Here is a 12,530-nt window from a genome sequence, read left to right as displayed (position 1 = left end):
ATTCGCGATGATTCATGTTGAAATTGAGCGCACAAAAGACGGGAAAATTCGCGCGTTTACGATGAAAGGGCACGCAAATTTTGCTCAGCATGGGCAAGACATCGTTTGTGCTGGAGCATCGGCGGTTTCGTTTGGCGCCGTCAATTCGATCATGGCGCTAACAAACGTTCAACCGTATATTACGCAAGGGGAAAACGGCGGCTATCTCCGCTGCGAGCTTCCTCCCATTGACGACGAAGCGACGGCAGAGAAAGTCCAGCTCCTCCTTGAAGCGATGCTCGTTTCTTTACAAACGATTGAACGCGATTATGGAGAATATATTCGCGTGATTCAACGGTAACGGGAGGTGACGCAATATGCTAAGACTTGATCTCCAATTCTTCGCATCGAAAAAAGGGGTAGGCTCGACAAAGAACGGACGCGACTCCATCGCGAAGCGTCTTGGCGCAAAACGCGCTGATGGCCAATTTGTTACTGGCGGCTCGATTCTTTACCGTCAACGCGGTACGAAAGTCCATCCGGGATTGAACGTTGGCCGCGGCGGCGATGACACGCTTTATGCGAAAATCGACGGCATCGTTCGTTTCGAACGGTTAGGACGCAACCGCAAAAAAGTGAGCGTATACCCTGTCAGCAAAGAAGCGTAAACCGCTTAAAGAAAACTCTAACCAAGCAGGTTAGAGTTTTCTTTTTGCTTTTCGGAAAAGCGCGAAAAATCATTCCCGTTTCTTGTAAAAAAATGTTATAGTAAAGATGATAGATCATAAACGGTGTAATTTATGAATGGGAGCGCTGTGGATGGAAAACCAATGGAGGATAGTGGATGTATTGCGCCATTCTCGCCATGACTGGCTGAATAAAATTCAGTTGATTAAAGGGAATTTGGCGTTAAATAAAATAGAACGCGTTAACGAAATTATTGACGAAATTATTTGCGAGATGCAGCAGGAAACGAAGCTCACCAATTTAAAAGCAGTGCAATTTGCCGAATGGATGATGACGTATAATTGGAAAACACGGCTGATTTCGTTAGAATATGAGGTGCTGGGGGATGAATGCGATTTATCCCCATATGATGCGGATTTAACGGCATGGAGCAGCCAATTTTTAAATTTAATGGAAACCCAGGCGGAGGCGCATGGCGAAAACCATATGAGCGTTTCCATTGAAGTGTTCAAAAAGGAAGTAAAGCTGTTTTTTGATTATTGCGGGACAATAAAGGATAAAAACCGCATTGTTCAATGGCTCCGCAGCCATCAGCAGCAAGCGGCGGTCCGTTTGGAATCTTTTCATATACATAATCATGAATTGACCGTGCTGATCAACATTGCATTTTAGCATGGAGGCAGAGCTGTTTTAGGAATCATTGTTTTTGGTGCGCGTTGCCATCGGACGGAAACGATGCCCGGAAGCACCGTTTTGTTTTTCATGTGAAACACTTTGCAAATTTTGTGTAAAATAATAAGCAGTTATGGCATCAAGAATAGATCGGAGGAAAAAAAGATGTTTGTCGACCAAGTGAAAATTTACGTGAAGGGCGGCGATGGCGGCAACGGAATGGTCGCGTTTCGCCGCGAAAAATATGTGCCAAAAGGCGGGCCGGCGGGCGGTGACGGCGGAAAAGGAGGCGACGTGGTATTCGTCGTCGACGAAGGGTTAAGGACGCTGATGGATTTTCGCTATCAGCGCCATTTTAAGGCGGCAAGAGGCGAAAATGGCATGTCGAAAAACCAGCACGGGAAAAATGCGGAAGACTTGATCGTGAAAGTGCCGCCGGGAACGGTCGTCATCGACGCCGATACGAATCAAGTATTAGCCGATTTAACGGAAAACGGACAGCGGTTTGTCGTTGCCAAAGGCGGACGCGGGGGACGCGGAAACACCCGCTTTGCCACCCCGGCAAATCCCGCACCGGAAATTGCGGAAAACGGGGAGCCGGGTGAGGAACGGAACGTTATCCTTGAATTAAAACTTCTTGCCGATGTCGGGCTGGTCGGTTTTCCAAGTGTCGGCAAATCCACGCTTCTTTCCGTTGTTTCTGCCGCAAAGCCAAAAATTGCCGAATATCATTTTACGACGCTTGTCCCAAATTTAGGAGTGGTGGAAACGGATGATGGCAGAAGCTTTGTGATGGCGGACTTGCCGGGGCTGATTGAAGGCGCGCATCAAGGCGTCGGGTTAGGGCACCAATTTTTGCGCCATATCGAACGGACGCGCGTCATTGTCCATGTGATTGACATGGCGGCAATAGAAGGACGCGATCCATACGAAGATTATTTAGTGATTAACGAAGAATTAAAACAGTACAATTTGCGCTTAACGGAGCGACCGCAAATCATTGCGGCCAACAAGATGGATATGCCGAATGCGGAAGAAAACTTGAAAAAGTTCAGAGAAAAACTTGGGGATAAAGTCCCGGTTTTTCCGATTTCTGCGGTGACAAGACAAGGAGTGCGCGAATTGTTATTTGCGATTGCCGACCTTTTGGAAACAACGCCGGAATTCCCGCTCCATGAGACAGAAGAGCCGGGGCTGCAGCGCGTCGTCTACAAATACGAAAAAGAGGAAATACCGTTTACGATTACGAGAGACAGCGATGGAACGTTTATTTTATCTGGCGACAAAGTCGAAAAGCTATTTAAAATGACCGATTTTTCCAGAGAAGAATCCGTCCGCCGCTTTGCCCGGCAGCTGCGGGCAATGGGTGTCGATGATGCGTTGCGCGAGCGCGGCGCGAAAGATGGCGATATTATTAGGCTTTTAGATTACGAATTTGAGTTTGTCGATTAATGTTGGAGGAGGGCAGGGGAGGCCCGTTGGATAAAAAATTTTACTTAGTTCGCGAAGACGTATTGCCGGAAGCGATGCGAAAAGTGCTTTTAGCCAAAGAATTGCTGGAAAGAAAAAAGGTTGACTCTGTTGCGGAAGCGGTGCAGCTGGTCGATGTCAGCCGGAGCGTGTTTTATAAGTATCGCGATGCGGTGTTTCCGTTTCAAGCGGTGGTGAAAGAAAGCATCGTTACGTTATTTTTTCATTTAGAAGACCGCTCCGGCACGCTTTCCCAACTGCTTAGCGTCGTCGCCGCAGCCGGCTGTAATGTGCTGACGATTCATCAAACGATTCCGCTTCAGGGCCGCGCGAATGTCACGCTATCGATCAGCACAAATGAGATGAAAGAAGATATCGAAGAGCTGCTTGCAAAATTGCGGCGGCTCGAATTTGTCGAAAAAGTCGAAATCGTTGGTTCAGGGGTTTATTAAAGTAAGGGAGAGGCAGCAGAATGAAAATTGGCTATTTAGGACCGAAAGCGACATTTACTGATTTAGCGGTAACCACCATGTTTCCTCACGCAGAAAAAATCCCGTATTCTACCATTCCGGAGTGCATCGATGCGGTAAGCAACGGAGAGATTGACGCCGGGGTGGTGCCGCTCGAGAACGCGCTGGAAGGATCGGTGAATTTAACGCTTGATTATTTAATCCATGAACAATCGCTTCCGATTGTCGGGGAAATTATCGCTCCGATTCAACAACATTTAATGGTGCATCCGTACCACGCGCATCATTGGACGGAAGTGAAAGAAATTTATTCCCACTCGCATGCGATTGCGCAATGCCATAAATTTTTGCATGCGAATTTAAAAAAAGCGAAGCATGTATATATGACATCGACAAGCGCGGCGGCGAAATTCGTCAGCGAACATCCGCACCTTCCGATCGCGGCGATTGCCAACCGGCTGGCGGCTAAAGAATACGGGCTTATGATCGTGCAAGAAAACATTCATGACCATGATTACAACCATACGCGTTTTATTATCGTCCGCAAGCAAAACGAACCGCTGAAAATGGACTCACCGCTTTATGCCGGCGATAAAACGACACTGATGGTGGCGCTTCCAAAAGACCAGCCTGGCGCTCTTCACCAAGTGCTTTCCGCGTTTGCCTGGCGCAAATTAAACTTGACGAAAATCGAATCCCGCCCTGCGAAAACAGGGCTTGGCAACTATTTTTTCATTATTGACATCGATCAAAAAATGGACGATGTGCTAATTCCGGGCGCCATTGCGGAGCTTGAGGCGCTTGATTGCACCGTCCAAGTATTAGGAAGTTACCCGTATTATATTATTTGATTAGGATATTTTGGAAAAATAAAACCATCCCTGGCCTATAGCGACAGGGATGGTTTTTATATTGGTTTTTGCAGCTACGACTCAATAAGAAATCCCGCTTTTTTCAGGGCATGGCAGGCGGCATCGAGTTTGGCGGCGGAATCTGCTTCAATCGTATGAAGATGGGTGCCATCCGTCAGCTGCAACAAGTATGATGCTTTCGTTTCTTCGATTTTTTGGATAAATTGGTCGACTTCCAGCCGGTTGCTCACCATCACGGAAGCGGTCAAGTCTCCGTATACGGGATGCTCAATTTTGACATCTTTGACAGTGACGCCATGGTCGACGAGAATATATAATTCTTCTTTCGTTTGCTCGGGTGTATGGAAGCATGCGATCGTGCGCGCATACGTTTGTGCCGGAACGTTAGGCGGCAAGTATAAATAGCCTTGGCTTGTGGCAATAATCGGTTCATTGCGCGCTTTTAACAGCGAGATATCCTGCACGACCACTTGGCGGCTGACGTTCGTTTTTGCCGCGAGTTCGGCGCCGGTGATCGGCCGGTTGCTTTCTTTCAGCCACTGCAAAATGAGCTGGCGCCGTTGTTCCCCGAGAATTTTTTTTTCTTCTTTCAACTTGTTTCAAGCTCCTTTCTTTGCTGGCAGATTCGTTCAAGGGAAGATATGAATCGATGAATATCTTTTTCCGTCGTCCATTTTCCAAATGAAACGCGTATGAACTGTTTTGCTTCTTCGGCGGATTTTCCAACTGCCAACATTGTTCGCGAAGGGGTCTGTTTCCCAACCTGGCATGCACTTCCAGTGGAAATGGCAATATTATCACGGTTGCATTCCAGCAGGATATATTGGCCTTCGATTCCATGAGCGGAAAGGCCGACAATATGCGGCAGACGCGCATCAGGGTGCCCTTCAACTGTAACGGGCAAGCTCTTTTCCCGAATAAGCGCCAGCAAGCAACGGCGCAGTTGTTCAAAGCGTGCATGTTCGGAATCCATATTATCGCAAATGTGCTGTGCCGCTGTAACGAAAGAAGCGATCCCAGGCACATTGACGGTTCCGGGGCGAAATCCATATTCATGGGTGGCGTTGGGAAAGCAAGGTTGCCATTTGATGCGCGGATCGATATATACTGCGCCCACTCCTTTCGGTCCGTAAATTTTATGGGCGGAAACCGAAAGGCTGTCAACGAACATCCTTTTCACATCTATTCGTATTTTACCAAAAGTTTGCACGCAATCGCTATGAAAAATTACTCCATGATGCCGCAGCCGCCATCCAATTTCGGCAACCGGCTGTATTGTTCCGATTTCTGAATTAGCGTGTTGGATGGAAGCAAGAATCGTTTTCGGCGTGATTGCCCGCTCCAAGTCATCGATATCAATTTGTCCAAACTGGTTGACCGGCAAATAGGTGACCTCAAACCCTTCCGTTTCCAATTGTTGAAAAAGATGATAAAGGGAGGCGTGTTCTATCTTAGTTGTTATAAGATGGTTGCCGCGGTGGCGATGCGCATTAATGAGTGAACGGATAGCAAGAATATTTGCTTCTGTTCCCCCGCTTGTAAAATAAATCCCCCGTTCTTCTCCGCCAATAAGCGCGGCAAGTTCTTGCCGGCAGATAGTTAACAGCCGTTCTGCATTGCTTCCAATATCGTGTAAACTGCTTGCATTTCCAAAGTAGGCAGTTGCTGCTTCCACAAAGGCGTTGATCGCTTCTTTGCTCATCGGCGTTGTAGCAGCATAATCCAGATAAATCATCAAAATCATTCCTTTTGTTCACAAAATATTGACAAAACTCTTGTCATTAGTTTAAATATATGTCAATATAGATGTCAAGACATTATTGATCAGGAGGCGCCTTTATGATGGAAACGGAAGTGATTATTGTCGGAAGTGGCGTCGCAGCGTTAACCACTGCCTATTATTTGCATGAACATAAAAATGTGACAATCTTCACAAAAACAAAAAAAGACGAGAGCAATTCAAGGCTGGCGCAAGGCGGTGTCGCTGCGTCCGTTTCACCGGAGGATGATTGGCGCTGTCATTTTGAAGATACGATAGCGGCTGGGTGCCAACATAATGATGAAAAGGCGGTTGAATTGCTCGTTCGCGAGGGGCCAAAACGAATTCGTGAATGGATGAACGCAGGATTAACATTCGATGTCAATCAGGACGGCAGCCTGCATCTCGGGCAGGAAGGAGGGCACAGAAAACGGCGAATTTTGCATGCGGGAGGAGATCAAACAGGACGGACGATAGTTTCATTTTTGTTAGAAAAGCTAAAGGGACATGTGGCGATCATCGAGGGAGAATGCGTCATCGAATTAATTATCCAACATGGCCGCTGCATTGGAGTGAAGACGAAAAATCCATTAGGCCAAACTTCATGCTATTACGCTGGCGCCGTCGTGCTTGCGGCGGGCGGATGTGCGGGAATGTATGCTTTTTCTTCCAACGCTGCAACGGCCACAGGGGATGGAATTGCATTAGCTTATCGTGCCGGCGCTGTTATTGCCGATGTCGAATTTATTCAATTCCATCCGACGATGTTGTTTGCCGCTGGGAAAGCGGCTGGGTTAATTTCAGAAGCAGTGCGCGGTGAGGGAGCGGTGTTAGTGACAGAAGACGGGAGGCGAATAATGGAACATATCCATCCGCTGCAAGACTTGGCGCCCCGCGATATTGTTGCACGCGCTATTTATGACGAAATGAGCAAAGGGCATCATGTCTATTTAGATATTTCAGCTGTCCATCGCTGCCATGAACGGTTTCCGGCGCTGGCACATCTATGCGCGGAACATGGCATTGATATGGAGACAGGCAGGCTTCCGATTGTGCCAGGTGCTCATTTTTTGATGGGCGGCGTTTTCGTTAATGATTGCGGACAGACTTCCATACAAGGGTTATATGCTGTCGGAGAGGTGGCGTGCACGGGCGTTCACGGGGCAAATCGATTGGCGAGCAATTCGCTGCTTGAGGGAATCGTGTTCGGGGCGCGCGCGGCAGAGGCTGTCCGGAAAGAGACAGCGCCGCCTCTCCAATTGCGCAAACGGCCAAATGATATGCAAAGCGATATCAAAAAAGCCGTGCGCAATTTGCCGGAAATAACAGCCATTCAAACGATCATGTCCACATATGTCGGCATCGTTCGTGATGAACAAGGGTTGCAATATGCAAAAAAATGGTTTGAACAATTTCCGTTATCTGCGTTTGTGGACAGTTCACTTGAAGATCTTTCTATCGAGGAAATTACGGTTATTCATATGCTGCTGGCAGGCTGGCTGATAACGACATCAGCGCTGCAACGTACAGAAAGCCGGGGAGGGCATTACCGTTCCGACTATCCATTTGCGCGGGAGCAATGGAAAAAACGGCGGATTTGCCGGACAAAAAACGAGCTAAATGTAACCAGTATGGCAGAGCATTGACACTGGAAGAATGGGGGAAGGGCGAATGAACCAACTTAAATTACAACAGCTATTGCGGCAATTTTTTATGGAAGACATCGGCGAACGGGATATTACGAGTGAAACGATTTTTCCGGGCAATGAATGGGCGGCAGGAACGTTTACGGCAAAGGAAGACGGGGTGTTAGCGGGTACAGATATTATTGTGACAGGATATCGCCTGTTGCATCCTGACATCCATGTAACGCTTCATAAACGCGATGGCGAACAAATAAAAAAAGAGGAAACGATTGCCACTGCCTCCGGCCCGGTCGCCCCGCTATTGGCGGGCGAGCGCGTGATTTTAAATTTGCTGCAGCGAATGAGCGGCATCGCAACGTTAACACATCAAGCGGTAATGGCGCTTAACAGCAGCCATACGCGCATTTGCGACACACGAAAAACGACGCCGGGGTTGCGGATGTTAGAAAAGCACGCGGTTGTATGTGGAGGAGGTTATAATCATCGTTTCGGCTTGTATGACGGTGTCATGATTAAAGATAATCATATCGCTTTTTGCGGTTCGATTACAAAAGCGGTGCAGGCGGTGCGCGCGAAGCTCGGTCATATGGTCAAAATCGAAGTGGAAACGGAAACGAAAGCGCAAGTGTTAGAAGCGGTGAAGGCGGGAGTTGATGTCATTATGTTTGATAACCGCACTCCAGAAGAAGTTCGCGAATTTGTCTCGCTGGTGCCTAAGCCGATTGTCACTGAGGCTTCGGGCGGGATTACGCTTGAAAACCTCGCTGCGTACGGGGCAACTGGCGTAGATTATATTTCGCTCGGGATGCTGACACATTCTGCTAAATCATTAGATATTAGCTTTCATTTGCAATGATGGGAGTATAGAGGGGGAGGGAAAATCATGAACGTGTTAGAAGCAATGAAACGGCTTGATGATATGCCAGAAAATTATAAAACGATGAGCATCAACGAGATGGAGGAACGTGTCCGTGCCATAAAAAAACGGTTTGGAAAGAGATTGTTTATCCCAGGGCATCATTACCAGAAAGACGAAGTGATTCAGTTTGCCGATGCGACGGGCGATTCCCTGCAGCTAGCGCAAATGGCGGCGCAAAACAGCGAAGCAGAATACATTGTGTTTTGCGGTGTGCATTTTATGGCGGAAACGGCAGACATTTTAACAGGCGACTATCAAAAAGTCATTTTGCCGGATATGCGGGCTGGGTGTTCGATGGCAGATATGGCGGACATTGCCCAAGTGGAACGGGCGTGGCCGATATTACAGGAGCTGTTTGCTGGCACGATTTTGCCGTTGACATACGTGAATTCGACGGCGGCGATTAAAGCGTTTGTCGGGCGCCACGGCGGCGCGACCGTTACTTCCTCGAACGCGAAAAACATGGTGGAGTGGGCATTTAAACAAAAAGAGCGAATTTTCTTTTTGCCAGACCAACACTTAGGGAGAAACACCGCATACCAGCTTGGAGTCGCTCTTGATGAAATGGCGGTGTGGGATCCGCACACAGACCGATTAGAATATAAAGGAGATATAAAAAAAGTTAAAGTGATTCTTTGGAAAGGGCATTGTTCCGTTCATGAAAATTTTACCGTCCGTCATATAGAGCGCATTCGGCAGACAAAACCGGACATGAAGATTATCGTTCATCCGGAATGCAGCTGGGAGGTTGTGCAGCAAGCCGATTATGTCGGTTCCACGAAATATATTATTGAAACGATCCAAAACGCTCCTGCCGGAAGCAAATGGGCAATCGGCACGGAAATGAATTTAGTCAGCCGGATTATTCGCGAACATCCCGATAAAGAAATCGTTTCGTTAAATCCGTATATGTGCCCGTGCTTCACAATGAATCGCATTGATTTGCCGCATTTGTTATGGGCGCTCGAATCGCTGGAAAGAGGCATAATGGTTAACCAAATTGCCGTTCCGCCGCTGATTGCACAAGATGCCTCGCAGGCGCTTGCTCGGATGCTGGCGCTAGCGTAAAGAATCATCTTGTCAGACGGAATAGCCGCCGTCTGACAGGATGATTTTTTTATCATAAAATGGCTGTCTTTATCATAGATTATGTTGAAGGATGATGGTGACAACAAGCGGAAGCTGAGATACAAAGCGAATAGTTTCGGTTTAGGAGGGGGAAGGAGTGAAAATCCATATTGTCCAAAAAGGCGACACGCTTTGGAAAATTGCGCAAAAGTATGGTGTCGACTTTGAACAATTAAAAAAAATGAACGGCCATTTAAGCAATCCAGATATGATTATGCCGGGAATGAAAATTAAAGTCCCGACTGCCGGGGTTCCGGTCAAGAAAGAGATGCCAAAAAAAGAAGCAAAAATCAATATCATGCCAAAACAAGAGATGGAACATAAAGAACATCCGTATGCCAACATAAAACCGTTTATATCTGTGGATATTGATGCAGAGTTTTTGCAAAACATTCCATATCCGGAAAAAGAAAAAGCCAAAGTCAACGAATTTCCAAAACCATCAACCAATGAAGCACCAAAACCGCAGGTGAATGAAGCGCCAAAGCCACTGGTAAATGAGCAGCCAAAACCAATCGAAAAAGAAGCGCCGAAACCATCAGTGAATAAAGCGCCGCATCTGCCAGTCAAGGAGAAGCCAAAACCGTTAGTGAACGAGCCGCATAAAATACCGAACATTGCGCCAACTTCGGAAAAAAAGAAGGAGGCGGGGAAAGAATTAAAGCAACCGCTAAATATACCACCGCTATCCCATACGATTCCGCCAGTTGCTCCAAACGTAAATGTTAACTTTTCCAATGCATTTTCAAACGTTCCGCCGATTCCGCCGAAGCCAGAAAATATTTTACCGGGGATAATGAAGCCGGAAGCAGAAATAGAAAGCCCTGCGGAAGCGCCAGAAAAAGAAAAGAAAGAAAAGGCAGAAGCGGATCAAGCGGATTACGATGCGCCACCAGTACTGCCAAACATTCCGCATGCATCCATCATGCCGCAGCCATATGTCACAGGAGTTCCGCTGCTTGCACCGCTTCCGCAATATCCGTGCGTTCCAGTCACTCCGGTTTTGCCTGATGCCGGATTTTGTTTTCCATTCATGCCGGCAGCGCCAAATAGCTACCCAGCATATTCGCAGCCATTAACAGATCAGATGAAGGAAAACAGCTCTCATTCGTTTCCTGGCATTGAAGAAAGCAGCAGCGAATTCGAAGAGGCGCCGCCAATGCCAGATCATCATGAAGAAAATGTCGCGCCATCCATAGCAGCCAATATCGCGCCAACTGGATATTCACCATTTCCTTTGCCTGCACCTGCCCCTTATCCGATAGTGCCATGCGCGCCAATAACGCCAGTAATACAAGGGCATGGCTGGAATCCAATGTTTTATTCGTACATGCCGCCTGCATTCGCCCCATATCCATATCCGGCACAGCCATATGTTGCAGGACCGGCATACCCATTCCCACAAGCTTCGCCTGCACCGGCGTTCCTTCGAGGGGAAGGACAGCTGTTTACAGAACCGCAAGATGTGGAGAGCGACGATCATCATGAACAATAGAACGAAAAAGAGACGATGGAATGGATCGTCTCTTTTTTCTTCTGCAAAACGAATCCGGTTGGCGTGTGAAAAACATCAAAATGGTTAAACCAAATGTATGGCTTGTCACCGCATGCGAAGGGGGTTGGGTGGCAAAACGGTACCGAACTTTTTCCGAAGCGATGAGGCAGGCGGTGTTTATGCAGGCATTGAAGAAGGCGGGGGTTGCCCGTGTTCCAGAGGTATATACTGCTATTGGGCAAAATGGGGTATTTTTGGCGGAAGGCGCTTTTTGGGTCATGCAAACATATATTTCTGATGCGGAAAGATTGTCATTTGCCCGCTGGCGAGATATCGCCGATGGGCTTGAATGGTTGCAAACATACCATTTCATCACGGTGATGCTGGCCAGCATTCCGATGTTTCAAACGATCATTCCGCACCACTCTTTTCCTGCTGGCTGAAAAAGCCGTGGTTTTTACATGCTCTTTTATTTCCTGCTGATATGATGAGGGAATGGCGCTTTGCGCTGCAGCGAAACAAACGCCTTTCTGTCATGCGCAAAGCACGTAATTAGTTTGTCCGCGAAATTATCGGTATGATAAAATAAACATATGGAATTTTTTCGTGAAAGGAAGTTGAAAAAGATGAAAGAAAAAATTGAAAAACTGGTTCAATGGCTGCGCGACCAAGTGACGGGCGCCGGATTAAACGGGGCGGTTGTCGGCATTAGCGGCGGCATCGACTCAGCAGTCGTCGCCCACTTAATTAAACGTGCATTTCCGGATAATTCACTCGGATTGATTATGCCGTGCAAAAGCAATCCGAAAGATATGGAAGACGCATTAAAAGTGGTGGAAAGCTGCGGCATTAAGCACTTCATCATTGATTTAACAGAAACGCATAATACATTATTTGGAGAAGTGGAAAAGCAATTGAAAGAAAAAGGCGAATGGAATGAAACAGCAGCCCGTTTAGGCGATGCGAACACAAGAGCGCGCCTTCGCATGACGACATTATACGCGGTTGCCAATAATTACGGATATATGGTGGTCGGCACAGACAACGCGGCGGAATGGTATACGGGATATTTTACTAAATATGGGGATGGCGGAGTTGATTTAGTGCCGCTCGTTCATTTTACGAAAGGGGAAGTGCGCGAGATGGCGCGCATTCTCGGCGTTCCGGACGAAATCATAACAAAAGCGCCAAGCGCGGGATTATGGGAAGGACAAACAGATGAAAGCGAAATGGGAACAACGTACGAAATGATCGATAAATACTTAAAAGGAGAAGAAATTCCAGAAAAGGACCGGCAAATTATTGAGCGCTTGCACCAACGTTCGCATCATAAACGGCAATTGGCGATCGCGCCGCCAAAATTCTAATTTTGCCTTTAACTGACAGCGATAAAACCCCCTTTCCTTCGCCAAGCTAATCATAAGGCCAAAACC

Annotated in this window: 14 protein-coding genes; 12 read left to right on the top strand and 2 right to left on the bottom strand. The window is 47.4% G+C overall.

The genetic code is table 11. The features are described 5' to 3' along the window. The first annotated feature begins 7 nt into the window (after window positions 1-7). The 6 genes from AOT13_RS17500 (at window position 8) to pheA (ending at window position 4,129) form a co-directional block, all read left to right on the top strand. Window positions 8-340, top strand: a complete 333-nt coding sequence (locus AOT13_RS17500) for a ribosomal-processing cysteine protease Prp (protein ID WP_003248894.1) — start codon at window positions 8-10, stop codon at window positions 338-340. A 16-nt stretch (window positions 341-356) separates the two neighbouring features. Next, window positions 357-647, top strand: coding sequence for a 50S ribosomal protein L27 (rpmA, locus tag AOT13_RS17495; protein WP_013400318.1), 291 nt, complete (start codon window positions 357-359; stop codon window positions 645-647). Between the two features lie 151 nt (window positions 648-798). Continuing rightward, on the top strand, window positions 799-1,338 hold the full coding sequence (locus AOT13_RS17490; RefSeq protein ID WP_042383438.1) for a sporulation initiation phosphotransferase B: 540 nt from the start codon (window positions 799-801) through the stop codon (window positions 1,336-1,338). 165 nt (window positions 1,339-1,503) lie between these two features. Then, a complete protein-coding gene (gene obgE, locus AOT13_RS17485) occupies window positions 1,504-2,790 on the top strand; it encodes a GTPase ObgE (protein WP_003248899.1) in 1,287 nt (428 codons plus the stop codon). Between the two features lie 26 nt (window positions 2,791-2,816). Continuing rightward, entirely contained in the window at window positions 2,817-3,260 is a 444-nt protein-coding gene (locus tag AOT13_RS17480; RefSeq protein WP_003248901.1) for an ACT domain-containing protein, read from the top strand. Window positions 3,261-3,280: 20 nt separating this feature from the next. Next, window positions 3,281-4,129 (top strand): prephenate dehydratase, encoded by an 849-nt coding sequence (pheA, locus tag AOT13_RS17475; protein ID WP_003248903.1) that lies wholly within the window; start codon window positions 3,281-3,283, stop codon window positions 4,127-4,129. A 74-nt stretch (window positions 4,130-4,203) separates the two neighbouring features. Here pheA and AOT13_RS17470 read toward each other — a convergent pair whose 3' ends face one another. Next, window positions 4,204-4,743: a transcription repressor NadR gene (locus tag AOT13_RS17470; RefSeq protein WP_013876527.1), complete on the bottom strand. Its 540-nt coding sequence runs from the start codon at window positions 4,741-4,743 to the stop codon at window positions 4,204-4,206. After that, the gene (locus AOT13_RS17465; RefSeq protein ID WP_013876528.1) at window positions 4,740-5,885 is read right to left on the bottom strand and encodes an IscS subfamily cysteine desulfurase; all 1,146 of its coding nucleotides are present in this window, start codon (window positions 5,883-5,885) and stop codon (window positions 4,740-4,742) included. The genes AOT13_RS17470 and AOT13_RS17465 overlap by 4 nt, the downstream gene beginning before the upstream one ends. Window positions 5,886-5,989: 104 nt before the next feature. On the opposite strand from AOT13_RS17465, the gene nadB reads away from it, so the two are divergent. The 6 genes from nadB (at window position 5,990) to nadE (ending at window position 12,464) form a co-directional block, all read left to right on the top strand. Beyond that, complete coding sequence (gene nadB / locus AOT13_RS17460) at window positions 5,990-7,555, top strand: L-aspartate oxidase (RefSeq protein ID WP_041270042.1); 1,566 nt, start codon at window positions 5,990-5,992, stop codon at window positions 7,553-7,555. Between the two features lie 25 nt (window positions 7,556-7,580). Further along, window positions 7,581-8,411, top strand: a complete 831-nt coding sequence (gene nadC / locus AOT13_RS17455; protein ID WP_042383441.1) for a carboxylating nicotinate-nucleotide diphosphorylase — start codon at window positions 7,581-7,583, stop codon at window positions 8,409-8,411. Between the two features lie 27 nt (window positions 8,412-8,438). Next, window positions 8,439-9,542, top strand: coding sequence for a quinolinate synthase NadA (nadA, locus tag AOT13_RS17450; protein WP_042383444.1), 1,104 nt, complete (start codon window positions 8,439-8,441; stop codon window positions 9,540-9,542). A 157-nt stretch (window positions 9,543-9,699) separates the two neighbouring features. Continuing rightward, a complete protein-coding gene (gene safA, locus AOT13_RS17445; RefSeq protein ID WP_042383446.1) occupies window positions 9,700-11,097 on the top strand; it encodes a SafA/ExsA family spore coat assembly protein in 1,398 nt (465 codons plus the stop codon). 20 nt (window positions 11,098-11,117) lie between these two features. Beyond that, window positions 11,118-11,540, top strand: a complete 423-nt coding sequence (locus AOT13_RS17440) for an aminoglycoside phosphotransferase family protein (protein ID WP_042383448.1) — start codon at window positions 11,118-11,120, stop codon at window positions 11,538-11,540. 183 nt (window positions 11,541-11,723) lie between these two features. After that, window positions 11,724-12,464, top strand: a complete 741-nt coding sequence (gene nadE, locus AOT13_RS17435) for an NAD(+) synthase (protein ID WP_042383451.1) — start codon at window positions 11,724-11,726, stop codon at window positions 12,462-12,464. The last annotated feature ends 66 nt before the right edge of the window (window positions 12,465-12,530 follow it).

This window comes from Parageobacillus thermoglucosidasius (assembly GCF_001295365.1).
GTDB lineage: Bacteria > Bacillota > Bacilli > Bacillales > Anoxybacillaceae > Parageobacillus > Parageobacillus thermoglucosidasius.
Note: the sequence above shows the minus strand (reverse complement) of the source record. Positions and strands in the feature narration are given on the sequence as shown.